Source organism: Roseateles sp. P5_E1 (genome assembly GCF_054049335.1).
In genome coordinates, this window is the sequence record NZ_JBFUMN010000021.1 from 1 (window position 1) to 24,712 (window position 24,712).

General features: G+C 68.1%; 23 protein-coding genes and 2 pseudogenes. 10 read left to right on the forward strand and 15 right to left on the reverse strand.

What is annotated here, in order from left to right:
• A pseudogene (locus ACXJKJ_RS16775) lies at positions 1–638 on the reverse strand (hypothetical protein); the annotation flags it as partial.
• A gap of 394 nt (positions 639–1,032) precedes the next feature.
• Between ACXJKJ_RS16775 and ACXJKJ_RS16780 the strand changes: the two are divergent.
• From ACXJKJ_RS16780 to ACXJKJ_RS16810, 7 genes and pseudogenes are all read left to right on the forward strand, one after another.
• Positions 1,033–1,617, forward strand: coding sequence for a PEP-CTERM sorting domain-containing protein (locus ACXJKJ_RS16780; RefSeq protein ID WP_457391137.1), 585 nt, complete (start codon positions 1,033–1,035; stop codon positions 1,615–1,617).
• A gap of 157 nt (positions 1,618–1,774) precedes the next feature.
• A complete protein-coding gene (locus tag ACXJKJ_RS16785; protein ID WP_457391139.1) occupies positions 1,775–1,954 on the forward strand; it encodes a hypothetical protein in 180 nt (59 codons plus the stop codon).
• Between the two features lie 15 nt (positions 1,955–1,969).
• Positions 1,970–2,431: pseudogene (locus ACXJKJ_RS16790) on the forward strand (radical SAM protein); the annotation flags it as partial.
• Positions 2,362–2,562 (forward strand): hypothetical protein, encoded by a 201-nt coding sequence (locus ACXJKJ_RS16795; protein ID WP_457391141.1) that lies wholly within the window; start codon positions 2,362–2,364, stop codon positions 2,560–2,562. The pseudogene ACXJKJ_RS16790 and the gene ACXJKJ_RS16795, both read left to right, overlap by 70 nt.
• Positions 2,559–2,708 (forward strand): hypothetical protein, encoded by a 150-nt coding sequence (locus ACXJKJ_RS16800; protein WP_457391143.1) that lies wholly within the window; start codon positions 2,559–2,561, stop codon positions 2,706–2,708. Before ACXJKJ_RS16795 ends, ACXJKJ_RS16800 begins: the two co-directional genes overlap by 4 nt.
• Before the next feature lie 382 nt (positions 2,709–3,090).
• A complete protein-coding gene (locus ACXJKJ_RS16805; RefSeq protein WP_457391145.1) occupies positions 3,091–3,831 on the forward strand; it encodes a class I SAM-dependent methyltransferase in 741 nt (246 codons plus the stop codon).
• The gene (locus tag ACXJKJ_RS16810; protein ID WP_457391146.1) at positions 3,828–4,790 is read left to right on the forward strand and encodes a hypothetical protein; all 963 of its coding nucleotides are present in this window, start codon (positions 3,828–3,830) and stop codon (positions 4,788–4,790) included. Before ACXJKJ_RS16805 ends, ACXJKJ_RS16810 begins: the two co-directional genes overlap by 4 nt.
• A 60-nt stretch (positions 4,791–4,850) precedes the next feature.
• On the opposite strand, the gene ACXJKJ_RS16815 is transcribed toward ACXJKJ_RS16810, so the two are convergent.
• Positions 4,851–6,599 (reverse strand): ATP-binding cassette domain-containing protein, encoded by a 1,749-nt coding sequence (locus ACXJKJ_RS16815; protein WP_457391147.1) that lies wholly within the window; start codon positions 6,597–6,599, stop codon positions 4,851–4,853.
• Between the two features lie 83 nt (positions 6,600–6,682).
• Between ACXJKJ_RS16815 and ACXJKJ_RS16820 the strand changes: the two genes are divergently transcribed.
• Positions 6,683–7,819 carry a glycosyltransferase family protein gene (locus tag ACXJKJ_RS16820; protein WP_457391149.1) on the forward strand — a complete coding sequence of 379 codons (1,137 nt, stop codon included), beginning with the start codon at positions 6,683–6,685 and terminating at the stop codon, positions 7,817–7,819.
• On the opposite strand, the gene ACXJKJ_RS16825 is transcribed toward ACXJKJ_RS16820, so the two are convergent.
• The 13 genes from ACXJKJ_RS16825 to ACXJKJ_RS16885 all read right to left on the reverse strand — a co-directional run bounded on the left by ACXJKJ_RS16825 (position 7,809) and on the right by ACXJKJ_RS16885 (position 22,585).
• Positions 7,809–8,480, reverse strand: coding sequence for a hypothetical protein (locus tag ACXJKJ_RS16825; protein ID WP_457391151.1), 672 nt, complete (start codon positions 8,478–8,480; stop codon positions 7,809–7,811). The genes ACXJKJ_RS16820 and ACXJKJ_RS16825 overlap by 11 nt on opposite strands.
• Positions 8,477–9,223, reverse strand: coding sequence for a methyltransferase (locus ACXJKJ_RS16830; protein ID WP_457391152.1), 747 nt, complete (start codon positions 9,221–9,223; stop codon positions 8,477–8,479). Before ACXJKJ_RS16830 ends, ACXJKJ_RS16825 begins: the two co-directional genes overlap by 4 nt.
• A complete protein-coding gene (locus ACXJKJ_RS16835; RefSeq protein WP_457354586.1) occupies positions 9,220–10,620 on the reverse strand; it encodes a B12-binding domain-containing radical SAM protein in 1,401 nt (466 codons plus the stop codon). The genes ACXJKJ_RS16830 and ACXJKJ_RS16835 overlap by 4 nt, the downstream gene beginning before the upstream one ends.
• 2 nt (positions 10,621–10,622) lie before the next feature.
• A complete protein-coding gene (locus ACXJKJ_RS16840; protein ID WP_457391154.1) occupies positions 10,623–11,447 on the reverse strand; it encodes a class I SAM-dependent methyltransferase in 825 nt (274 codons plus the stop codon).
• Positions 11,444–13,879 carry a radical SAM protein gene (locus ACXJKJ_RS16845; protein WP_457391156.1) on the reverse strand — a complete coding sequence of 812 codons (2,436 nt, stop codon included), beginning with the start codon at positions 13,877–13,879 and terminating at the stop codon, positions 11,444–11,446. Before ACXJKJ_RS16845 ends, ACXJKJ_RS16840 begins: the two co-directional genes overlap by 4 nt.
• Positions 13,863–15,500: a B12-binding domain-containing radical SAM protein gene (locus ACXJKJ_RS16850; RefSeq protein WP_457391157.1), complete on the reverse strand. Its 1,638-nt coding sequence runs from the start codon at positions 15,498–15,500 to the stop codon at positions 13,863–13,865. Before ACXJKJ_RS16850 ends, ACXJKJ_RS16845 begins: the two co-directional genes overlap by 17 nt.
• Positions 15,501–15,525: 25 nt before the next feature.
• Complete coding sequence (locus ACXJKJ_RS16855; RefSeq protein ID WP_056197306.1) at positions 15,526–16,608, reverse strand: hypothetical protein; 1,083 nt, start codon at positions 16,606–16,608, stop codon at positions 15,526–15,528.
• Positions 16,605–17,054, reverse strand: a complete 450-nt coding sequence (locus ACXJKJ_RS16860; RefSeq protein WP_056197307.1) for a hypothetical protein — start codon at positions 17,052–17,054, stop codon at positions 16,605–16,607. Before ACXJKJ_RS16860 ends, ACXJKJ_RS16855 begins: the two co-directional genes overlap by 4 nt.
• Positions 17,055–17,127: 73 nt before the next feature.
• Positions 17,128–17,838: a TorF family putative porin gene (locus tag ACXJKJ_RS16865; protein WP_056197309.1), complete on the reverse strand. Its 711-nt coding sequence runs from the start codon at positions 17,836–17,838 to the stop codon at positions 17,128–17,130.
• Positions 17,838–19,043: a S8 family peptidase gene (locus ACXJKJ_RS16870; RefSeq protein ID WP_457391159.1), complete on the reverse strand. Its 1,206-nt coding sequence runs from the start codon at positions 19,041–19,043 to the stop codon at positions 17,838–17,840. Before ACXJKJ_RS16870 ends, ACXJKJ_RS16865 begins: the two co-directional genes overlap by 1 nt.
• Positions 19,040–19,651, reverse strand: a complete 612-nt coding sequence (locus tag ACXJKJ_RS16875) for a zf-HC2 domain-containing protein (RefSeq protein WP_457391160.1) — start codon at positions 19,649–19,651, stop codon at positions 19,040–19,042. Before ACXJKJ_RS16875 ends, ACXJKJ_RS16870 begins: the two co-directional genes overlap by 4 nt.
• Positions 19,651–20,286: an RNA polymerase sigma factor gene (locus ACXJKJ_RS16880; RefSeq protein WP_457322611.1), complete on the reverse strand. Its 636-nt coding sequence runs from the start codon at positions 20,284–20,286 to the stop codon at positions 19,651–19,653. Before ACXJKJ_RS16880 ends, ACXJKJ_RS16875 begins: the two co-directional genes overlap by 1 nt.
• Positions 20,287–20,374: 88 nt before the next feature.
• Positions 20,375–22,585 carry a hypothetical protein gene (locus ACXJKJ_RS16885; RefSeq protein ID WP_457391161.1) on the reverse strand — a complete coding sequence of 737 codons (2,211 nt, stop codon included), beginning with the start codon at positions 22,583–22,585 and terminating at the stop codon, positions 20,375–20,377.
• Between the two features lie 92 nt (positions 22,586–22,677).
• Between ACXJKJ_RS16885 and ACXJKJ_RS16890 the strand changes: the two genes are divergently transcribed.
• Together ACXJKJ_RS16890 and ACXJKJ_RS16895 are read left to right on the forward strand one after the other, a co-directional pair.
• The gene (locus ACXJKJ_RS16890; protein WP_457322613.1) at positions 22,678–23,856 is read left to right on the forward strand and encodes an MlaE family ABC transporter permease; all 1,179 of its coding nucleotides are present in this window, start codon (positions 22,678–22,680) and stop codon (positions 23,854–23,856) included.
• Position 23,857: 1 nt separating this feature from the next.
• Entirely contained in the window at positions 23,858–24,706 is an 849-nt protein-coding gene (locus tag ACXJKJ_RS16895; protein WP_457354607.1) for an ABC transporter ATP-binding protein, read from the forward strand.
• Positions 24,707–24,712 lie beyond the last annotated feature (6 nt).

Genomic DNA, 24,712 nt, shown 5'->3' on the forward strand with positions numbered 1-24,712 from the left:
TTGCTGGACTCGAACAGGGCACCGTTGCCGTTGCGAGAGATCGAATGATCACCATGCCAGGCGGCGCTGGTTGACAAGGGCGACCCCGGCAGATAGCCCGCGTTCAATGTGACGTCGGCCGTCCACTGCCCGATGACGGACCAGTTGCCACTCACGTTGCCGTTGCCGCCGATGCTGCCCGAGGCGCCGATCGAGAAGGTCAGCAGCCCCAAGGCGCCGGGGCCGCACAGACTCTGATTCTGGCAATTGACGGCATTGATCGTGAATGCGTCGTCAATGCTGCCATTGGCCGAACTGCTGCCATTCGCGTACATCGCGGCGCCGTTCGTGCTGGTCAGGTTGGCGCTGGCTTCGGCCAGCAGATGCAAGGCGCCCAGCCCGGCGGAGGCTGAGGCATTGGAACGGCCCAGCCCCGTGGACACCGCCGCCCCGCCGCCGGCCGCTTCGAACTGCGAAGACGTGGCCGTGAAACTGACGGGCACCGTGTCCGCGTTGGAGTGGTAGTCGGTCGGGCCAGGGATATTGATGGTGCCGCTGCCCGCCGAAGCCGTGGCCGAGAATTTTGGCGTCGCCGCTTGCGCGGCAGCCCCGATCGACAACAGGCAGGCGGCCAGAACGAGTGCGGTTGAACGGGCCATGCCAATCTCCGATGTCGCTGAAGCGGCGGATTGACCCACGGAACCCTCGCCCTGTACAGCGTCCGCTCAGCCTGCGTCGTTATTGTTGATTGCCCACCACCCGCGTTCAGGGTGCGCGTGCTCATGGAAAGATGGCTGGCCTGCACTGCCCTCGCGCCTGTAGCAGCCGCACGCAGCGCCCCCTATCTTGTCAGTCAGTTCGCACTGCCCGAGCGAGTCAAGGGACGCCGCACGTGCCAGATCCGGCGCAGCAGTTCGCCAGTTCCGTACCTACGCTGGCACCACACGTTAGGTGTAGCGCAATGGTCTCCAAGCGCCCAGACTGAAGTTCGCTTCGCTTACGGAGGTCTTCATGTGCAGCCTGTATCGTGCCCTCTCCCGAGCGGCCGCCTCGATGACCCTCGTCCTCACCGCCTTGCCCGCCCTTGCCACCTGGGGCCCCATCAACGAAGGCCCGGACTTCGACTCCGCGAACCCGCCAGCGACCTTCCGTTTTATGTCTGCGGGAATTTATGACCCGACGACCCACCTCATCGGCTACATCAACTGGCAGGACGACCCGTCCGACACGATCCGCTTCTACATTGGCGAACAACTCGGAAGCGCCGGATATGAGCTGCGGCAGTTCCGCGTCAGTTTCTGGACCTACCCGAGCCTCGACTCCGGCGAACAAGGCCTGCACCTTCTGCTTCGCAAGGCTTCTCCGTTGAGCCAGCCGCTCCTTTCGGTGGATCTCATGGCGAACTCATCCGGGATGGGCAGTTTCACCGACGACACGCTGCGGCTGAACTCCGGCGAGCTCTACGTCCTGACCTTCAGCACCCTGGGTTCGACCAACTCCGGCGCCTTCGCGTCCTATTCCCTCGGCTTCTCGATCACCAATCCCGTTCCCGAGCCCGCAACTTGGGCATTGCTGCTGCCCGGTGCCGCGGCGTTGGCCCTTCTCGTTCGCCGGCGAGAACGTATCCGCCAGATCTGAATTCGCCGCCTTGGCTTGGAACCTCCCGGCCCCGCGCCGGCACGGCCGGGGCGCGCGTCATCGTCGCCGGCTCGGACGCGAGCGACGCACCTGACCATTACCAGCGCGCCGGCGCCGACGTGGCACTGCGCGGCGAGGGCTTGGACGTGTTGCCCGCGTGCGGGGCGACGAACTTCTCGCCGGCCTGGCCCAGCCCGTCACGCTGCAGCCACGCGGTGACCACGCCGAACTCGAAGCCCCGGCCGCGTGGGATCTCGTCGACATCGAGCGCTACCGCACCACCTGGGTTGCCGCCCACGACTATTTCAGCCTCAACATGGCGGCGTCCAAGGGCTGATCCTTCCGCTGCAACTGGTGCGCCAAGCCCATCTGGGGCCAGCGCTACCAGCAGCGCAGCGCCGCAGCGGTGGCGGCCGAGATGGCCGAGCTCAAGGCCCGCTTCGCGCCCGACCACATCTGGTTCGCCGACGACATCTTCGGCTTTCGCGCCGACTGGGTGCAGCGCTTCGCCGCCGAACTCGACGCCCGCGGCGGCGGCGTGCCTTTCACCATCCAGACCCGCGCCGACCTGGTCAGCGACACCACGGCCCGGGCCCGGGCCCGGGCCCTGGCCGACGCCGGCTGCCGCGAGGCCTGGATAGGCACCGAGAGCGGCAGCCAGCAGGTGCTGGACGCGATGAACAAGGGCACGACGGTGGACGAGATCCTGCAGTCCCGCCAGCGCCTGAAGGCCGTGCCGTGCGCGTGGGCTTCTTCATCCAGCTCGGCTATCTGGGCGAAGGCCTGCCTGAGCTGCTGCACACGCGCCAGCTGATCGAGGAGGCACGGCCCGACGACATCGGTGGCAGCGTGTCCTACCCGCTGCCGGGCACGCGCTTTCACGAGCAGGTCAAGGCCCAGCTGGCCGCCAAGCGCATTGGGACGGCAGCGGCGACCTCGCCATGATGTTCCGCGGCACCTTCGGCAGCGAGATCTACCGTGCGGTGCGCGACTTGCTGCATGAACAGGTGAGCCTCGGCCACGGCCATCCGCCTCGCGGTCACCGACAAGCAGTCGAAACTCGCAGCCAACGCGACGATCTGGCGCGTTGACGCGTCGAACGGAAACGCCTTCACGGCCTGGAAGGCGATGGGCTCGCCGCAGTCGCCGAACGACAAGCAATACCCGCAGCTCGAAACCGCCTCGGAGCTGGTGCTGCAAGCGTTGAAGTCTCGTGCCGCTCGCGAGCGGCGCTCGTCGAATTTGACGTCACGGCGCGCCGCCAGGGCGTCGCGTTGATCGTCTTGGACCGAGGTAGTAGCCGGCCCGGCACCCGGCCCGCCGCTGCCCTGAACTAGCCGGGCCGCCGCGAGGCGCTCGCACCATGCTCAACCTGGCATCACACCGGATTGGCGATTGAAAACAAAATCGCGTTGAACCCTTGGTCAACGCGGCGGAACCCACGCCCCCAACGCTCCTCTCCAAATGTCCCGCATGGCGCGACTCAAAACCGACTTGTCATCACCTTGCGGCGCTCCCGCCGACGCGACGGCCCGCTTCTACGATGGTGTGGCGGCTGGCTACGACGCCCTGGTTGATGGCCGAGACGACAACGTGGCGGTGCGGTTGTCGTTCTGTGAGCGCGTGGCGTCCATCGCTGGGCCGGGCGGGGTGATCCTGGATTTCGGTTGCGGTACTGGCACCGATGCGGCGTGGTATGCCACGCGTGGGCACCGCGTCATCGCCTACGACGTCTCGCCCGGCATGGTGGATGTGCTGAGAGCGCGTTGTATCAACGAGATTGCGGCTGGGCGCATCACGCCGGCGGTGGGCCCGCTGGCCGCAATGGAAAACGCGCTTCAGGGAAGCCCTCCGGTTGCAGCCATTTCCGCCAACTTTGCCGTGCTGAGCCACGTGCGCGAGCTCAAGCCGCTGCTGCAACGGCTCGCGTCGCATGTGAAACCGGACGGGGCACTGGTGGCGAGTGTCCTCAATCCGCTCTACCGACAAGACATGCGGCACGCCTGGTGGTGGCGAAGCGCATTGCGTTCGGTCCGGACGGGAGCGATCGAGTTGAAGGGCAAGGTCACGTCCTACCGGCATTTCGTCAGCGCCATACGCGAAGCGGCGGAACCTCATTTCGCCCTTGTGGAGGTTCGCGCAGCCAGTCGTAGCGCGCTTCTAGGGGCGCTCGATTCAAACTTCCTGTTTGTCGTTCTCCGCAGGCGGCCATGAGGCATTTGCTGTCCTTGTTGCGCAGCGGTAAGGGCCTGCGCTACGCGCCTGTGGTGTATGCCGATTCAGCGGAGTTTGCACTTCGAGTGGTGCTGCGAGGGCTGCCCAGCGGGCCCATTGACGTCAGTGGCGACCACTGTCCCGTGTCCATGCGCCCCTTCGTTCTGGGGGTCCGCTTGGCGGCGAAAAATGTCGATCAAGGTGCCCTTGCGCTGTGCCCATGGCTGGAGATCTACCCGCCGAATTCTGAAACCACACCCTTGGCGCGGCTGGCATTGAAATCGGTCGGAATGCTGCCGATGAAGCAGGGCGCCCTGTACCTTTTCGAAGTGGCGCGCACGATGAACCGCTGCCTGCCGCGACCCACCTTGTGGCTCCGGTACTTGCTGGCCTGGCAAAACGCGCGGACCGCTGCTCGGCGAGGTGATGCGCTTCGCATGTCTGCGCGAGACCTGCGCGCGCTGAATGCCTACTACATCGTGGCGAGGCCGGTTTTTCTCGTGGGCGTGGGGCACGACAAGCGGGAGGACCTGTTCCCCATGGACCTCGTGGGCGCGCTGTCGTCGGGCGAGTACCTGCTGGCCCTGCGCGCAACGAGTCCGGGCGTTGCGCTCATGGAAGCCTCCAAGCGCATTGCCATGAGCAGCGCGCCCGCCGAGCTGCTTGAGGCCGTCTACGCCCTCGGAAACCGGCACCGCCAGCCCACGCTTGACCTGAACAAGTTGACCGTGCCGATCTCGTCGTCGCCGCTATTCGGGCTTCCCGTGCTGGATCAGGCAGGGCTCGTTCGTGAACTCTCCGTTGAGAGGGTCGAGCGAATCGGCTCGCATGTATTGTTCATTGCTCGCATCGAGCACGAAGCCGGGCTCTCAGGCCGGCAGCTCGCCCACATGAGCGGGACCTACATTGAATGGCTGCGGCGCAGTCAGCGGGGCTGCGAAGTGCTGGCGCCCTTGTAGAGCCCACAACGGGAAGGAAGTTCGTCACTTTGGCGAGCCGGAGATGCATTGCGGCACGTGCTACCCGGCTGGCGAATTGCCGGGCACGGGACCTCGCGCTTGTAACCGCCCGGCGACCATCTCCAATACTTGGTCCGCCTGGGCGATGAGGGCTGGATCGTGGCTGACGATGAACACCACGGGGCGGCCGGGCGCCTGGCGCAGCAGGCTGACGAGGGCCTGTGAACTGGCGCCGTCGAGGTGGTTGGTCGGCTCGTCCAGGATCAGCAGCCGCGGCGCGCGCAGCAGCACCCTGGCCAGGGCCACCCGCTGGCGCTCGCCACCGGACAGCGGGCTGCCGCCCGGGCCCAACCGGGTGTGCAGACCGTCGGCCCACGCGCTCAGCCGCGCGTCCAGACCCAGCGCATGCGCCATGCCTTGCACGGCCTGTGGCGTGACACCGGGCGCCGCATAGGCCATGTTGTCGTAGACAGTGCCGGCGAACAGCACGGCGTTCTGCGGCAGGTAGCCCACGCCGCGCCGGAACGCCGACCGATCAATCTGCGCCCACGGCACACCATCGACGCGGATCGCGCCGCCATCGGCTTCGGCCAGACCGAGCAGCAGACGCAACAGCGTCGTCTTGCCCGCGCCGTTGGCGCCGGTCACCACGGTCACGCGCCCGGGCTCCAGGGCAAGATCGACGTCGCGAACCAGCATTCGTTTGCCGGCGCGGTGGCTCACGCCTTCCAGCGTCATGCGCCAGTGCGTCGGCGGCACACGGCCGTGATGCGCCGGCCCAGGCGGCATGGCCAGCAGCTGTTCGATGCTGTCCAGCGCCGGCACGCCCTGAGCCATCTCCTGCGACGCGCGCAACAGGCTCTGCAAGGCGCCGCGCAGCGCCAGTAGCAGGAACAGCACCGACGCCAGCTGCGCGCCCGACACTGCGGCACCGCCGGCCATGGTCAACCAGACGACGAGGCCCAGCAGCGCCAGGCCCAGCACCAGCGCGTCGAGCTCGGCTGCAAAGGTCTGCATCCTGGCCAGCGCACGCGTCAACGCATGGGTGCGCGCAACGCTCTGCCGGCAGGCTTGACGCTCGTGATGTTCGTTCGCCTGGCTGACCGCCAGCTCGTGGCGCAGGACGGTACCGCCCAACTGCTCATACAACTGGTCGATGGCAGCGTGCGCGCCAGCCATCTGGCCTGCCAGGCGACGTGAAAGCTGTCGCCGTGTCAGCCCCAGCAGCGCCAGTGCGAGGATCAGCGGCACGGCCAGCGCCGGCAGCATCGCCGCGATGCCGCCCAGGCACAGCAGCACCAGCATGGCTCCGGGCAGCAGGGTGCCGAAACAGGCCCGGGCCATCTGACCGAGCAGCTCGCCATGGCGCGTCATCGCCATCACGAAAGGCTCGACGCCCTGTTGATGCACGATGTCCACCGGCAAGTCCAATTGCCGCTCCACCAGCCGCTCGCGCACATGGGTCAGCCCGTCCTGCACGGCATCGATGACGAGACGCTGCCCGACATAGCCCAGTGCTGCTGCCGCCAGCAAGGCCAGGCAGGCCACCACCGCCCAGACCGCGACTGCGTTGCCGCTGACGGCGCGGCCGATGGCGATCGACACCAGCAGCAGCGTGCCCGCCCGCAGCAAGGTGGCCAAAAGCCCACCACACAAGGCCACCGGTCGCACCGCGAATAGCCGCCACAGCGAGCGGACCACCCGCCCCGGCTGCCAGGCGGGCTGCGGCGCAACCTGCCGGGGGCGGCGAGCCAGCGAGGCGACGTCGGGTGGCGTCGTCGTCTGCGCATTGAAGGAGTGTTCGGACATCAAATCTCGGCCCGAGGCTGGGCTCGGCGATGGCATAGTGGAAACAGCTGGGCGAGGCGGACAAGACAGTGGGATGGCAGGACATGGGCGGCAAAGTGCAGTTGCGTTTCATGCGCCGCCATATCCAGGCCTGCCTCGCTGCTGGCCAATGGCGCAACAAGCCCCGGCCACCCGAACATCCCGATGCCGGACTGCATCAGCGCGGCGCTGAACTGCAAGCGCAGACGCTGGCCCGCTTCAGCCGGGTTCGGGCCGCCTGCGGCGAACGGGTGTTGCTGGTGACGCCGCCATCGCCGGCCGGGTGGGTGTGGTTCGAGGATCTGCGATGCGCGCTGCAACACATCGGTGTGGTGGTGCTGCGCGTCGACGATGAACAGAGGCTGACGCCGGCGTTGGCGGCCGACTTCCGGCCGACGCTGCTGCTGGGGCTGGACACCGACCGGCTGCATCAACGCTTTCAGGCCACCGGCATGGACCACCCGTCGCGTTGCACGCGGCTGCTGATTCCCGCGCGCGACGTGGCCGAATCGTGCGCACCGCTGAGTGCGGCCGAGGCGCGGCGGCTTGATCGCACGGCCAGCGGTGCCGGCGCAGACCTGCTGCTGTCGCTGCATGCCGAGCCCTTCATGCAGCGTTCGGCAGTTGCATGGATGCGCCTGGGCAAGCCTTTCGTGTGGCTGCCTCAGGCGGCCAGCCCGTTCCGCGACCGGCCACATGCCTGCGCGCGCGTGTTCGACTATGCGCACCTGTCGGTGGCCAATCCACAGCGGGTCCGTGCCGTGTGGCACACGATGCGCCATATCCTCGCGCGGCACCACGGCCTGTTCGGTGAGCTCGAGACGTGGGGGTTCGGCGTGCCGCGGCTGCCGGTCGATGAGCATGCTCGCCACCAAGCGATGGCTCGCGTGTCGCTTGCCCCTTTGGTTGCTCCGCTGCTCGACAGCGCCGCAGACTTGACCCAGCGCGTCTATGCAGCGGCGGCCAGCGCCACCTTCCAGATCACCGAACTCAGTCCCCTGACCCGACAGCATTTCGATGAGGATGAACTCATTGCCGTGCCGCGAGGACCGACGTCGATGCGCGATGCCTTTGATCGCTGGCTGGATGATCGCCCGGCGCGTGAACGCGTCGCCGGTCGCGCGCTGGAGCGGGTGTACCGGGATCACACCAGTCTGCACCGCGCTGTGCAGCTCATCGACGAGGTCCGGGCTAGGCGCTGAGCGATGAAGTCGAGGCTCCATTTGCCCCTCCTGCTGTCAAGGCCGGCCCAGCCGGTCCAAAGCTCCTCGGTTGCCGGCGCATCCACAACACCCCGCCGATCGGCATGATGGCCGCGATCATCCAGGCAATGACGCTGGGATGCGGATCCAGGGTCAAGATGCCCACTTCCGCAAGGTAGAACCAACCCGCCGCCAGCATGCGATGGCCGTGGGCTCGCCAGCGCGGCCCCGGCGCCGTGCGCAGATCATTGACCGCAAGTGCACCTTGCGTCAGTGCAGACCAGGGAAAGGCGATCACGTCGATGAGCCGGTGCGAGTTCAGCAGGCCCCAAGTGCCTGCCAGCACGCCGGCCGCCACCAACAAACCCACCCAGCCGAGTGCGCGCACGACCCAGCGCGAACGAAGGAACTGAGCACCGGCACTCAGGCACAGCACCAGAGGTTGCAACGAGGTCACGGCGCCGAATGGGTTGCGGGCGTCCACGGCAATGCCCACGGCCAACACCATGCCGGCCACGACCAACCCCATGAAGGTGCGGCCGATCAGCCTGTGATGCCGGCGCCAGGCACCGGCATAGGCCGCTAGCGCGGCCAGCCAGCAGAGCATCGCCCCGCATGACAACACCACGTGGATCTGGATGATCAGCCCGCGTGCGCTCACCGGACGTCCTCCAACGCCGGCACCACTTGCAGCATGGCCGCCCATTCCAGCCAGCTCCGGCGCCTACCCCGCAATTTCAACTGCAGCCCATGCACCTTGGCCGCCTGGCGAATGCCATCCTCCTGGCAATCTTCTGACAGCACCATCAGCACCTCCGTGTGCGTCAGGTCCAGTGCCGCCAACTGCTCGAACAGCGCATGAAAGTACTCGAACCCCACCCCGCAGAACCAAGCGCGCTCCGGCATCGAGCGCGGTGAGCGTGCGTAGTAGGGTGGGTTGATCACCACGCAATCCAGCGTGGACGTGCGGATGCCTGCCAGCAGGTCGGCCACCACCACCGTCAGCGCCAGCCCGTTGGCCTGCGCATTGGCTGTGGCATTCGCCGCCGCAACGGGATTGATGTMCGACGCGATGACGCGAGCGCCGGCCTGGGCCAGTGCCAGGCCGATGAGCCCGCTCCCGCATCCCAGGTCGAGCACCCGCCGGCCCGGCCATGGGCCAGGACCCTCGTCCGAGAGCAGCCAGCGGACGAAGACGGCCGAGCTGAGCGTCGGCCCCGGTGGGAAGACGCCCGGGTCGATGCGCAGCCGCAAGCGGCCCAGGCGCCAATGCTGCGCGGTGCGACCGGCACGCGCCATGCGGCCCCGCAGCCACGGCGAGACGGCCCGCCGCACCGGGCCGCGCAGCAGGCGTGCCAGCAGGCCATGGGGCGGCAGGCCCCAGCGCGTTTCGGGGCCGCTCACGCGGGTTGCATCCCATTGCGACGATGCCACCACATGCCCAGACGCGAGCGGCACCACGCCACGCGATGGGCCAGTGCGCGGGCGCCGAAGGGGCGCGGCGCGGTGCTCACGGCATGGGTGTGGGTGAGCAGGCGCACGGCATGGCGGTAGTAGTCATCGCTGTAGGTGCGCGGGTAGCGCCGGTCGCGGTCGCTGCCCTGATCGAACGGCGGCGACGTGGTCTGGTCTGCCACCTGGTCGTGGAACAGCGTGCCGCGGATGGGATACGCCAGCGTCACGGTGAACAGGTCCGGCCGCGCATCGCGCAAATAGCGCTCGGTGGCGACGATGTCCGACTCAGTCTCGCCCGGGTAGCCGAGCATCAGGAAGGTGCCGGTCTGCATGCCCGCATCCGAGGCCGCGCGGATCATGGCGGTGACCTGCTCGACGCGGACCTGGCGCTGCATGGCATCCAGGATGCGCTGCGAACCGCTCTCGGCGCCGATCCACACGCGCACGCAGCCAGTGCGCGAGAGCAACTCCACGACGCGCTCGTTCATGCGGTCGGCCCGCGTGATGCATTCGTAGCGGATGCGCAGGCCCGCGGCATCAAGCGCTTCGGCAAACCCGGCAAGCCAGTTGTGGTTGATCGTGAACACGTCGTCGACGAACCAGAACTGATCGGGTGCGTAGCGATCCACCAGCGTGCGCAGCTCGGCCACCACATGCTGCGGCGAACGGCGGCGGTAGCTGGTGCCGTACACGGCCCGGCTGCACCAGGCGCACTTGTAGGGACAGCCGCGCTGGGTGCTGACGTTCAGCGAGGTCTGGCCATGGGCATCGCGCCAAGCCTTGAGGTATGGCCGCAGATCGATGCGATGCCGTGCCGGCTCGGGTAGTTCGTCCAGTTCAGGCACGAAACGGCGTTCGCCGGTGAACACCGGCTGCCCCTGCGCATCGGCATGGATCAGGCCGGGGATGGCCGCCAGCGCCGCGGCATCCCTGCAGGCGGCTGCAGGCAGCCGTGCTACATCGGCCATCGTCTGCTCGCCCTCACCGACCACCAGCAGGTGAGCACCATGGCTGAGATAGTCGGCGGCGTTGTGGCGCACGTCGGGCCCGCCCAGCACGATGACCGGGCTATCTTCTGCGCCGCCCAGCGCCGCGATCAGGCGCAGCACCGAGTGCCGCGTCATCAACGTCACGTAGAAGGCCATCATGCGCGGGCGCAGCGCCCGCACACGCTGGACGAAGGTGTCAGCATCGAGAAACGTGGCGTCGACGACATGGTGGTCGACGCCTTCGCGGTCCAGCCATGCCGAGATGGAAAGCAGGCCCAGCGGCGGATAAGGCCGCATGATGCGCTGCTCAATCGCGTCATCGGCGATGAAATACCCGTGAGTGAGGATCAGGCTCATCGTCACCGCCTGCGCCATTGGATCAACGCGTGGTCTGCCAGATGGGCGCCCCAGGCCGCCGTGAGCCAGCGGCGCTCGATCCGTTCCATCAGCGCCAGCCAGCGCGGTGCACGGCGGGCCAGGGGCTCCAGGTAGGACGGCGGCACCGCCAGCCCGACCGGGCGCACCCGTTCTTGCCGGAAGTGCTCACCCAGCGCGCACTGCATGTCGCCCACACCGTGGTACCAGACCGACAGCGGCGGTTGGCCGGCGCCCAGTTGGGCCGGCACCGGCCCGCCGCGCCAACGCCGCATGGCGCGGCGCGGCTGCAGGTGCAACAAGGCCCACGCGGTTTCCCACAGGCACAAGCGCGGCATCACGACGACGATGACCTGCCCCTGTGGCGCCAGGCAGGCAGCCAGCGGCGCGGCCAGCGCCCGCAGCGCCTCGGGCGACACGCAGTTCAGGCCGCCGAAGTTGGAGAACACGAGGTCGAACGGGCCACCCAGGTCCTGCGCCCTCACCTCACCGGACGCCAGCGCTTGCAGGTCCAGCTGCCGCGTCTGCACCAGAAGACCGAGACCACCACCTTCGAGCTTGTCGCGGGCCACTCGCAACATCTCGCCCGACACGTCGGTGGCTACCACGCGATGACCGGCGCGGGCCATGTGCAGAGCGTCCTCGCCCGTGCCGGAGTTCAGCTCAAGCACCAAGCAGGGCCGACCGTGCTGGCGCAGGCAGTCGTCAAGAACCTCCCAGACCATGCGGCGCTGCGCGGCGCCCACCAGGCTGTGGGTGAAATCACGGTCGTAGTCGACCGCCATCACGTCGAAGGCGGCTGCACTCATGGTGCCACCGCCGGTGCAGGTGCCGGCAGACGCTGTTCGCGCCCCATGCCGATTCGGGCGGTCAGCAGCGCGGGCGTGGCGCGCAGCAGCGAGGCCAGCGCACGAAGCCTGCCCCCGCGGCTGGGCGCCGGTAGCCGCCCGCGCAACACTGCCCAGCAACGCCCGATCTGGAAGCGCCGCGACGTGTAGACATGCAAGTGCCGGTAGAACGCCGGAGAAAAGGTCCCGGGGAACATCAGCGCGAGGTCATTGCTGTGAAGCCAGTGGGTCTTATGTCCCATCTGGGCCTTGACACGGTCGTGGAAGACGGTGCCTGGTAGCGGGTAGGACACCGAAATGCCGATCTGATCGGGCTGCAGATCGTCCAACATCTGGTGAGTTAGCTGAATGTCGTCGGCCGTCTCGCCGAGGTAGCCAAACTGCAGGAACAGCGCTGGCTTCACGCCCTGCTGCTTCAGCGCATGCACAGCGCCGTCGATCTGCGGCCGCTTGATGCCCTTGTCCATCGCATCGAGGATGCGCTGTGAACCGCTCTCGGCGCCGATCCAGGCCGTCTCCAAGCCTGAGCGGGACAATGCCTGGAGGTCGTCGGCATCGCGCAGCACCAGATCGGCGCGGGTCTGGATGGTGTAGCGCATCTTCAGGCGGCGCTCCTGCACCAGCGCGGCGAAGCGCTGCGCCCAGCCCGGCTTCAGCCCGAAGAGATCGTCGGTGATCCAGAAGTGATCGGCACCGTAGCGTCGCACCAGCAGCTCCAGCTCATCAACCACCTGCTCCGGGGAACGGACGGTGTAGCGTTTTCCATAGAGCGGCTTGGCGCACCAGTTGCACGCGTAGGGGCAACCGCGTGTGGTGGCGACGTTCAGCGAGAAGTGGCCATGCCGACGTTCCCAGACCTCCCGGTAAGGCTCCAGATCGGCCAGGTCCCATGCCGGAGGAGGCAGGTGATCGAGGTCGGTGATGGGTGCGCGCACCGGCGATCGCGCCAGACGGTCGTCCTCCAGATAGGCCAGCCCTGGGATGTCGGCCCACGGTCGGCCGTCACGCCAGGCCCCCAGAACGTCAGCCAGCGTGGCCTCGCTTTCGCCGCGCACCACAACGGTCGCGCCGGCGCGCAAATAGGGTTCGGGGAAGTCGGTGGCATCAGAACTGCAAACGACGACCCGTGCCCCAAAGGCACGCGCCAGGCGCACCATCTGCAATGCCGCTTCGCGCATGCGGTCCAGGCACATCTTGGTCAGATAGTTGAAGCCGTCCTCCTGCAGCACCACGAACTCCGGGCGTTCCTGCTCTAACCGACAGAGGAAGGACAGTTCACTTTCAGCGAGCCCCGCATCGAACACATGCGTCTTGAAGCCCAAACTGCGCACCAGCCCGGCCGCGTACAAGGTGCCCAGGGGCGGATACGGCTTGCCCGCCTGCCACTGCTTGGGATCGAGCCGGTAGAAGTAGGCCGAGGCGACCAATACGGTGTCGTCGACGGTGTGGCGCGTGATGGCCCCGCCCGCCTGCCGCTGCAATCGGTCCAGATTCGCCTGATAGCGCTCAAGAATGCGGTACTTCCATTCCGCGGTATGGAGCTTGGCCACATCGCGGCTGAGCTCCATGCTCCGCCGCGCCGTCAGAGATGACAGCTGCGCAATATTGCGACGGAGCCGTCGGTGGATCAGCTTCCACGCGCACCAGTCCAGCAACGCGCCCAGCACCCCTCCCAATGCCATCTCGCTGAAACGGCGACCAGTCGTACGCGCTGGCTCTGCCGGCCTCTGCAGCACTGCCCGGTTCGGCAGGTAGTCGTCCACCCAAGAGTTGGCCTTTTGCAGGTGCGTCAGCGAATCACACCCCGCCACGGGATACAGCGTGGCCAGCTCCATCGCCGTGAAGACGTCGCGCCGCTCAAGTGCCAGCTTGTGGCCAGCCAGCAGGTAGTTCGAGCACAGCATCTGCGGTGCGGGCAACTTCTGGCGGTAGAAGCGCAACAAGACGTAGACCAGCCACAACCGCCCCGGCCGCGTGATGATCAAGAAGTCAAAGTCCCCGTCCTCGGCCAGCGACCGCTTGGACAAGGATCCGGAAATGGCCACGCCATCCACGAAGGGCAGGCGCATCAGGCCACGGCCCACTTCCAGCGCTTGAGGCATGGCCGCGTCGGCACGGTCGCGGTTGGCTGACCAGCGCGCAATCGGATCGTCCATCTCGGCGATCCAAAACCATCGGTCATGGCTGGCCACCAGGCCAGCCGTTTGCAACCGCTGCAGCGCACTCGCCACCTCGCTGATCGGCACGCCCGGCGTGTCAAGAAATCGCCAGACCTCATCGGCGGACAGCGGGCTGTTGAACACCTGGCGATATGCCAGTGCCCTCAGCACCGCTTGCTGGGCCGCATCCAGCGAGGGTATCTGTGCCGTCACGGCTTCAGTTGGCTTCAGCATAGAACCCCTCCACCTCGGGACGCGTGTATCGGCGCAGGCGCTGCAGCGCCTTCAATTCCAGCGGCCGCCTGTACAGGCCGCTCCAGTACCGCGGCAGTGACGCCAACTGCATCATTCGGCGGCCCCATTCGCCCAGGGTGAAATCCGTGCGCGTCGGGTAGCGGGCGTTGATCACCGTCTCGAAGTCATGGATGTGGCGCACCATTGCGGTCGTCAGCCACGGTGTCAGCGGATTGCGATGCAAGTCGAAGGACTCCCATGACGGGCTGACCCATTCCTCCAGCGTGCTCGGGAAGCGGAATCCCGCGGCCTGGCTGTGCTGCTGCAGCGTGCTGCCCTCGGTGGGCACCGGGCTGTAGATGTAGAGGATGATTTCGGTCGCCGGGCTCTGGTCTTTCAGGCGCCGGATGAAGCTGATGTCGCGGTGGATCTGCGCCCAGACCTCGGCCTCGGTGGGCCGGGGAAAGCCCAGCACGAACGAATACTCGGGAATGATGCCGAACGACAGCAGGCGGGCGGCGAACCGCAGGATCTGCTCGCCTGACTGGCGCCCACCCTTATCGACCATGGCCAGCACTTCGTCGTCGCCGCTTTCGGCGCCGAAGAAGATCATGCGGCAGCCCGCTTCGCGCATCAGCGACAACGTCTCGTCGCTGTAGCGGTCCAGCGTGTCGATGCGACCTTCGCCCCACCAGGTCACGCCCTGCCCACGCATGCGCTCGGCGAAGGCGCGCACGCGTTTCTCGGCAACAAAGAAGTTGTTGTCGGTGAATTCGATGGCATCCACGCCATGCATGTCGCGCATCTGCAGCACGTCGTCGGCGACAAGCTCGGCCGAGCGCGCCACCCAGCGGCCTTGGTAGAGCGGCACCACGGCGCAGAACGCGCACATGAACGGACAGCCCATGCTGGTGTGCATGGCATGGGTCCGGCGGCCAAGGAAGGTGCGCGGCAGATAGCGTTTGATCGGATGACGCCGGGCCAGCAGTTTCAGCGGCAGTGATGGCTGACTGTCGAGGTTCGGCAGCGGGGCCTTGCCGGTGCGCACCACTTCGCCCCTCCGCTGGAAAATCAGCCCGGGGATCTGGTCGGGCGAACGGCCCGCGCACAACGCCGCCAGCAATGCCGGCAGTGAACCCTCGCCGGCCGATTGCACGACGTAGTCCACCCAGCCCGACTGAAGGACGGCCTGCGGATGGTTGGATGGAAAGTAGCCGCCCCAGATCGTGACGACCAGGGGAAAGTGCTCGCTAACCTGGCGAGTGATCGGCACCGCCTGCCGCAACTGCGGTCCAGGCATCACCGTACAGCCGAAAAAACCGAATCGCCCGGAAGCCAGCAGCCTCTCGATCACCACCCAGGGATCTGGCTCGAGGTTGCCGTCGACCAGCTCGACGTCATAGCCGTCGCCTAGCGCCGCCGCAATGTGCAGCAAGCTGTTGGGTACGCGGCCTGTGCGGGTCGCCCAGGGGTTAAACAGCAGAATGGCTGGCTTAGGCCGCAGCGTCGGGACGGCGGCGGAGGCAGCGGCACCCCCAACCGCCGGCGACGAGCCTTTGCGCCTCCCGTAGAAATGCATCGGCACACCCACCGCCGCTTGCACCCCGGGATCGGCACTCACGCCCGCCGTCTTTGGGCCGATGACGCTAGAACATTCCATGCAGTTCGACAAAGCTTTGCCGCCGGTTGTCGATGGCGTTCTGCGGGATGCCACCAAACTTGCGATAGCCCGCGCGCAGCTGCGCGAAGGCGAAGGGCGTGTACTCGTAGACGAGGCTGTAGCGCACCTTGTTGTCGTGGGCCACACGGCGGTCAGGGTCGAGGTACTCACCGGTGAGCTTGAGGTTGTGGCCCTGCTGCACCAGCCAGTTGGCCTCCAGCAGCGTCGCGTATTGCTTGCGCTTGCCCTCGGGGTAGCCGGCGTCGCTGACCATGTCGATCTCGGCCAGCCAGGCCACCGGCCCGGTCGTCGTGCCGGCAAAGAGGCCGTAAGCCTGGCGGTTGCCTGCCGCCGACTTGACCTGCGCGGCCGCTGCGCCGACGCGGCCCCAGGGCTGCATCCAGATGGCCTGGGCCGTCGTCTGGTGGCCGTTGGAATTGCCCGTGTTGCCAGGGCCGTTGCTGCGCACGAGCTGCAGGGACCAGTCATCGCTCTCGTGCCCCAGCTCAAGGCCCTTGTCGGGCACGGTCATGCTGACCCCGCTGAGCTGGCGAACGAAGGCCAGGCTGTCCTGCAGGCGCCAGCCAAAGGGCAGGTAGAACTGGCCGGCCTTGGCATACCAGCCCAGGCCGGGCGTCTGCAGGCGCACATAGGCCTCCTGGCGCTCGGACTTGCCGGGCGCGACCTGCTGGTCGAGGTAGGCGCCGAGGTAGTCCTTKATGAGCTGCACGTCGGCGTACAGGCGCACCTGCTCGGTACCGCCGACGCTGCGCGTGGGCTGGCCCGAGACGGAGGTGCGCGTCGTCGCTGTGCGCAGGTCGCCACCCAGGCGCAGGCGATCATCCAGCAGCGAGCCGGTCCAGCCCTGCAGTGCGTCGGGCAAAGCGTTGGCCGGGATGACGTTCTGCGCGAAGGTGTTGCCCACCGCATTGCGCAGGCCGCCGCCCGAGGGGTTCACATGGCAGGCCACGCATTTGAGGCCGGCGCGGATGGCGAGATAGGGCTCGGCCTTTACGGCCGAGAACAGCAGCGCGAGGGCCAGGCCGAGAAGCAGTCGTGCGGCCATCATTTCTGGGCTCCGTTGTTGATCCATTGGCGGATCAGGCCGATGGTCTGGGCATCCAGATAAGGACCACCCAGCGGCATGCGCGCACCGACGGCCTGGTGGCCTTCGAGCTTGTGGATCAGGTAGCTGTTGTCCGCATCGCCCGGCGCCACGCGCTTGAGCGCCGGCACGCCGCCGCTGGATACACCCACCAGCATCGCGAAGCTGTTGGTCGCGTCCAGCCGCAGGCCGCGGGGCGCGGCCGCGCCGGCGTGGCAGGCCGTGCAGACGGGCGTGAAGACATGCGACTGGATGGAACTGAAGCTGGCCGTCATCGGGCCGCTGGGGTCGTCGCCCTCGCCGAGCGGCCGGCCGTTGGCGTCCAGCCCTTCACCGCTGCCGCCGCCGCAGCCCGCGATCAAAGCGGCTGCAGCGCCCAGCGCAGCCACCCATGGTTTCGAGATCCTCATCACTGCCCTTTCCTGGCTTCACTGCGGCGTGAGTGCCAGCGCCTGCAGCGCAGGTTCAAGGCAAGCTAGGGATTCAGAACGCGGTCGTCAGGCCGAGCACCAGCGCGCGCCGGCGTGTCGCGTCCGTCCAGGTGTAGGGGCCGCCGCGGCCGGCTGCTGTCCAGGCAAGCTGCAGATCGCTGCTCGCGCCGAGTTGCCAGGACGCACCCAGGCGCAGGTCCGCACGCGTCGCGCCATGCGGCTCGGCATAGGGCGAGGCCCGGCCGCCGCGGCCGTGCAGCAGGCCGACATGCCCCAAGGCCGCCACGCCCCGCGCCAATGGCCAGCGCAGGTTGAATTCGGCATAGACGCTGCGCTGGCCGATGCCGTAGTAGTCGGGCGAGACATAGGCGCGCAGGTTCCAACGCTCCCCCAGCAGCCCGGCATAGACCTCCTGGTAGTCGTAGCGCGACACGTTCTCGTAGGCATGCGCGACGATGCCGGCCTCGCCGTCCAGGCCCGGCGCCAGGCCGAAGACCCGGCCGCCATAGAGCTGCAGCGCGGCGCCACGCCGCTGGGAAAAGCGAGCATGCGCCAGCTGTGCCCCGCCATACCAGCCAGCCTCGCCGTCCCAGGCCAGGCCAAGCTGGGCGCTGGGGCGGTTGGCGCTGTACGACATGCCGCGCTCCCGCGCATCCGTCTGCAGCGACAGCGTGCCGCCCACGTCGGCCCAGGCTGCGCCCGCGCCGGCCAGCAGCGTGGCGACCAGCGTCGTCAGTCGGGCCAGGTGCGCGGGGGGAAACATCAATCGGCAGTTTGCCCCAGCATCGTGCAGGTTGGGCCGCGAGTGCCGGCGTGGCGGGCCAGCGTCGCGCAGCTGTCGATGCGGCCCTGGGTGGTGTTGACCAGGGCCGTCTTCAGCGCCAGGGTGCCGCGTGTGCCGTCGAGCTCGCGCACCAGGGCGAGCAGGCCGGTCGCATGCGCGGCCGCGAAGGACGATCCCGATACCAACGACCAGCCACCGCCCACGGCCGTGCTGGGCACGTCACGCCCCGGCGCGATCACGGCGCCTGCGGGCAGTGGCGGCGCGAGGCCGACGACGAGCACGCCGGGATGGTTGGCCGGAAAGGGCCCGTTCTCGCTCGGCATCGCCGCGACCACGGTGGCGCCGCGCGCCTGGGCCTGGTCCAGCAGCAGCGCGAGCAGGCGGTCGTCCGGCCCGCCGAGGCTCATGTTGATGATGTGGGCACCCTGCTGGATGGCCGCGTACAAGGCCTTGGCCAGGCCCAGGCTCGTGCACAGCGTCTGAGTGCCAGCCGCCTGCCAGCAGGCACGGAGGGCCAGCAACCGGGCCTGGGGCGCGATGCCGGCGATGCCCAGGCCGTTGTCGGCCCGCGCCGCGATGATGCCGGCCACCGCCGTGCCGTGGCCTTCAGCCGGCGGCGCCTTGTCGTCGACGAAGTTCTCGTTGAGGGCGACCTGGCCGGCGAGGTCGGGGTGGCCGGCCTCCACGCCGCTGTCGACGATGGCCACACGCACGCCGCGGCCGGTGGCCAACTGGTGCAACTCGGCCAGATGCCACTGGCGTGCAGCCGGCTGGGCTTGGTAGAGCGGTTCCTGCTGGCTGCCCTGGGCGCGGTACAGGCTGACCGGCTGGGCCCAGGCGACGCGCCTGTCCTCGGCCACAGCCTCGGCGACCTTCGCCGAACTGCGCGTGTCCCCCTCGGGCAGGCGCATGACGAAGCAGTCCACGCCGGCCAGCGGCATGGCCCATTCGCTGCGCATCTCCAGCTTGTGGGCCTGGGCCAGCGACTGGGCGACCTGCTGGCGCGACTGCCGGCCCACGCCCTCGCCATAGGTGCCCGCATAGCTGCCGTCGGGCCGGTAATGAGCCTTGGGCAGCTGCAGCATGACGAGGACCTGGCGCTGGGCGTCCTCGGCCTGGGCATGGGCGCCACCGCCGGTCAGGCAGCAGGCCAGCAGCACCAGCAAGCGCAGCCAGAGTCTCATTGAGCCGGCCCCGGTTGCAGCGGCTCGGCCAGGGCGACGATGGGAGCCGTGCGCAGGGCGGCGAGGCCCCGGGCGTCGACACGCAGCAGCCAGGCGCCGGTCTCGGTGGGCCCGGCGACGACACCGGCGCCCTGGGCCTGCAGCAGTTCCCGCACCGCCTTCTCGGTGGTGCCGGGCTTGAACATCACCAAGGCATCCGCCACGACCGGCACGCTGCCGCTGGCGGACAGGCCCTGGTAGGTCGGCCCGTCGGGGCGCGGCGCCAGCACCAGGGCCAGCAACAACGCGACTGCCGCACCTTGCAGGCCCAGGGCCCAGGGCATCCAACGCGCCGCACGGGCAGGTTTTGGCTTGGCAAGCTGTATCAGCGCATGCATCTTCGCCAGCCCCGCCTCGACGTCACCGCCCTGCGGCGGCGTACCGGCCACGTTCAGCAGCGTCTGCATGGGCTGCTCGGCTGCCAGCTCGTTGCGGCAGGCGGTGCAATGCAGCAGATGGCGTTGCACCTGGCCGGTCTCATCCTCGCCCAGCTGGCCGCGCGCATACCAGGGCAGCAGCGCCTGCACGGCGGCATGCTCGTCATGTTCCATCGGAATCACCACACTCATCACAGTTCTCCTTGCTCCAACCCGGCGAGATCGTCGAGCAGGAGGCGCAGCCGGCGCCGGGCATAAAACATCCGTGTCTTGACGGTCTCGGGCGGGCAGCCGACGACATCGGCGATCTCGGCATAGGCCATGTCATGGAAATAGCACAGCTCCACGACGGCGCGGTGCTCCGGCGACAGCTCGGCCATCGCTGCGCGCAACCGGCCGCGCAGCTGCTCCAGCCCCAGGCGCTGCTCGGGTCCTGGCCCTGGGTCGGTCGGCTCCTCGACGCTGTCGCCGTCCACCGGCAGGTCCTGGCGGCTCAGGGCCTTCAGCGCCTTGCGGTAGGCGATGCCGAAGATCCAGGTCGACAGCTTGCTGCGCCCGTCGAAACTGTCGGCGCGCTGCCAGACGACCATCAGGGTGTCGTTCAGCACCTCCTCGATGGCTTCCGGCTGACGCATCAGATGCGACAGAAAGCGCCACAGCCGGGGGTGGTAAACCCGATAGAGGGCGTCGAATTCCGCCCGCTGCCCGCGCTTGATGCCCTCCAGCAAGGCCAGTTCCAGCACCTCGGCCGCCGGCCCGCGGGCAGAAGCAGCCGGGGCCGACGGGGCGTCATCGCGCTTTTTCCTGATGCTGGGCCACTTCAACATGCTCGCCACACGGGGTTCCATTGCGTATGAGTCCCGGCTCGGTGCCAGGAGGTTCAAAGCGATGGTAGCGAGCCCCCGGCTCAGGGGGCTAGGCCAGGCCGGCCAACGTCATCTCATGCAGCCAGTGCGATTCGGCAAAGCCCTTGGTGTCATAGAGCTTCTTCAGGCGTGCGGTGGGTACGGGCAGCTTGCAGGTGGCCGCGGTGAAGTTCTGCTCGCCCTTGCCTTCCTTCCAGGCCGACTGCCAGACCGTCGCCAGCGTGACGGCGCCGTCGGCCATGCGGTTCATGGTGCGCTCACCCAGTGCGGCCCACATCGCCGCCGACTGGCCACGGCCATGCACCCGGCGGTAGACCTCGAGCACCTCCTCGGGCGGCAACTCCTCGATGGTGCGGCGCATCAGCTGCACGACGGCGTCCGCCGCCGCCATGGGGCCTGTGAACAACGGGCGCTTCACCGCCGCACCCACGCGCTGCTTGACGCCGACCACCACCTCGTCGGCGGCCTGGTTCAGCATGTCGTCCTCGTAGACGGCATGCACCTTGTCGTCGTCGGCGTCGTCCGGCTGGCCATGGTGCAGCTGCGAGACATGCAGGGGCTGGCAGGCGTCGCCAATGTAGTGGGCCAGCACGCCGGCGGCACAGACGTAGGCGTCGAGCTGCTTGGCGGCAGCGGCCTGCACCATGACCTTGTAGAGCTCGGCAACGCGAAACGGCAGCGCGCCACGGTGCGCGGGTTTGCGGGCAGGGTCGATGCTGCTGTAGAACTGGTCCCACACCTGCGGGTCGCGCGACGCCGGGTCCTGCTGCCAGAGCTGGATCAGCGTCCTGCCCTGGAAGGCGGGCCCGCGGCCGGGCTCGTCCATGTCAGCGAAGTGGTTGGCCTTGTCCTTGCCTCGGGTGCTGCGCCAGACCAGGTCGGGCACATCGGCCAGAGCGATGAATTTCGATGTCTGCGTGGCGCCGGGCAGCTTGCCAGCGGTGATGTCCTCGTCGCTGACGCCGATGGCCGTCGCATTGGCCTTGAAGACGGCCTTGGCCTTGGCCGTCTGCAGCGCGAAGCAGGCGGCATAGCCGATGTTGTAGTGGCCGACCTTGCCCCAGTAGCGGCTCTGGCCGCTGCGCCAGTCCTCGACGAGCTCGACATTCAGCGCCTTGCACAGCGAGCTGAAGCCGGTGGCCAGCGCGAATTCGGTGGCGCGGTTCGAATGCAGGGCGCCGAAGCCATGGCCGCCCCATTGCACGGCCAGCGGCCGGAAGTTCACCGGCGCAGGGGCGCCCTGGTCCTTGGCGGTGCGGTCGGCCACCTCGTCCCAGAACCACACGGCACCGGAGTCGCCCGGGCGCGTCTGCACGGTCTGGCCCGGCCGGCGCGGGCCGATGAGGAATTCCGCCAGCGCGTCCACGCCGCCCACGCTGGCATGGCGGTAGAACAGCCCGTGCACGCAGCCCTCGGTGCGGATTCCACCCGGCAGCTCCGTGAACAGCGGGCAGCCGATCAGGTTGAGGCTCATCTTGTCGGAGCTCAGGTCGATGACGGGGCCGAAACCGCCGACGCCCAGGTACTGGGAATTGGTCGAGCCGATGCTGTCGAGCTTGACGAGGGCGGCGTCCAGCGTCAGCCGGGTATCGCGGCCGGCAAAGCCGGGGTAGATGTCGGCCAGCGGCAGCGCGTCGACGCTGCGCGACGTGATGTGCCCGATGCCGACCTTCTTGCCACGCGGCAGCGCAAAGACTGGCGCGCCGGGCTCGGTGCCCGAGGTCACGTGGCGGCTGACGAGGGCGAAGGCGCAGGCGCCGTCCTCGACGATGGCCGAGGCGACGCCCATGCGCGTCGCGCCCTGGTCGGCCACATGGACCTGGAAATTGGGGCCGAACTTGTCCGCCGCATAGAGAGCCGTGTCGGCCGGCGGCAGGTTGGCCACGCGCCGCTGCACGAGCACGGGGCAGGTACGCACCTGGCGGCCGTCGGGCAGGTAGAGCACCGGCGGCACCGCCAGCTCGGGGTGGCGGGACAGCGTCTTGCGGTCCAGCCATTCGGTGACGAAGACCAGCACGCAGGGCCAGGACCAGGGCCGGAAATTGCTGTTGTCCAGCGTGCGGGGGCCGAGCTCCTTGCCGGTCTGCTCGGCATGCTCGTCGGCGTAGTTGGGGTCGTCCAGCCGGATGCGRTAGCGGCCCATGGCCGTGCCGATGACGGTCGGCAGGTTGGCGATGTGGACGTGGTACTGGTCGCGCGCCTCGAGCAGGTCGCGCACGCTCAGGGTGCGGGGGTCGGCGCGGCGGATGAAGCGGTCCATAAGGTCTTTCGCAGGGCGGATCAACGGCCGGACGCTATCAAGCCCCGGCCCCCGCCGCCTCATCAAGCCTTGGGAGGCGCTATCGTTGCACCATGAGCGAAGCCGGCGCCCTGCCCCTGGACACCCTGACCTCGGCCTGGGCCGGCGGCGCATCCGACGCCGAGCCGCAGTTGCAGTCCGGCGGTGGCGAGACCGGCAGCGGCCGTGAATGGCGGGTCAGCGGTGACTGGACGGTGCTGGCCCTGCGTGAGCGCTATGTGGAGTTCCGCCAGCGCGTGGCCGCCGCCGTCACCGAGACCCCCGATGCGCTGTGGGACCTGCGTGCCCTGGGGCGGCTGGACACCGCCGGCGCATTGACGCTGTGGCAGGGCTGGGGCCGCAAGCCGCCGCGGCGGCTGCTGTGGCTGCCCGAGCATGTGACGCTGTTCTCGCAGTTCATGCAGCCCGGCGCCTTCCCGAAGCGCAAGCGCAGCCTCGGCCCCGGGCTGGAACTGGCCAGCTTGAAGACCCTGGCCTTCGCCCGCCATGGCGTCGACATCGTCGCCCTCATCGGCCGCCTGCTGCTGGACTTCGTGCAGATGCTGCGCCACCCCTCGCTGATCGGCTGGCGCGAGATCTCGGCCAATGTCTACCGCACCGGTGCCCAGGCGCTGCCGATCACCGCCCTGGTGGGCTTTCTCGTCGGGCTGACGCTGTCCTACCTGATCTCGCGCCAGCTGAAGGCCTATGGCGCCGACATCTTCGTCATCAACATCCTCGGCCTGGCGGTACTGCGCGAACTGGGGCCGCTGCTGGCGGCCATCATCGTGGCCGGCCGCTCGGGCTCGGCGATGACGGCGCAGATCGGCGTCATGCGAGTCACGCAGGAACTGGACGCGCTGTCGGTCATGGGCATCTCGCACACCGTGCGCCTGGTGGCGCCCAAGGTCATCGCGCTGGCCATCTCGCTACCGCTGGTGGCTCTGTGGACAAGCGGGCTGATGCTACTGGGTGGCATGACGGCGGCCAGCGCCCAGCTCAAGCTCGACCCGATGCAGTTCGTGCACATCCTGCCCAGCGTCGTCGAGCCCGTCAACCTGTGGCTGGGCTGGATCAAGTCCATCCTGTTCGGTGGGCTCATCGCGCTGCTGGCCTGCCATTTCGGGCTGCGCGTGAAGCCCAACACCGAGAGCCTGGGCCAGAGCGTCACGCAGTCGGTCGTCACGGCCATCACGCTGGTCATCGTCGTTGACGCGGTGTTTGCGGTTCTCTTCTCCAACCTCGGGGTCTGAAATGGACAACCCAGAACCCATCATCGAAGTCGAGAACGTGACCACGGCCTATGGCGGCCACGTCATCCATCGCAACCTCAACCTGACCGTGCACCGCGGCGAGGTGGTGGCGCTGATCGGCGGCTCGGGCTCGGGCAAGACGACGCTGCTGCGCCTGCTGCTCGGCCTGGAGGTACCGCAGGCCGGCAGCGTCAAGATCTTCGGCCACCCCTTGGGCCGCTGCGCGGTGCGCGACCTGGAGTGCGTGCGCTACCGCTGGGGCGTGCTGTTCCAGGCCGGCGCGCTGTTCTCGGCGCTGAGCGTCTACGACAACGTCGCCCTGCCGCTGCGCGAGCTCAAGAGCGTGCCGGCCGACCTCGTCAAGCCGCTGGTCATGCTGAAACTGGCCCAGGTCGGCCTCAAGCCCGAGGACGCGTTGAAGCGCCCGGCCGAGCTGTCGGGCGGCATGGTCAAGCGCGTGTCGCTGGCGCGGGCGCTGATCCTTGACCCGCAGTTGCTGTTCCTGGACGAACCCACCGCCGGCCTGGACCCCGACAGCGCCAAGCAGTTCGTCAAGCTGCTGCGGCGCCTGCGCCAGGAGCTGGGCCTGACCGTCGTCATGGTCACGCACGATGTCGACACCCTGTTCGCCGTCGTCGACCGCGTCGCCGTGCTGGCCGACCAGCGCATCATCGCCAGCGGCCCACTGTCCGAGGTGGCGCGACTGCCGCATTCCTTTGTGCGCAATTTCTTCCTCGGCCATGTCGAGCGCTGCGCCGAGGAGGATGTGCGGCGCTTCCGCCTCAGCCTGGACGACACGAGCGATGAGGGCGGCATTCCCGCCGTCCTTCGCGAAGAACAAACCGCCTGAAAAGCC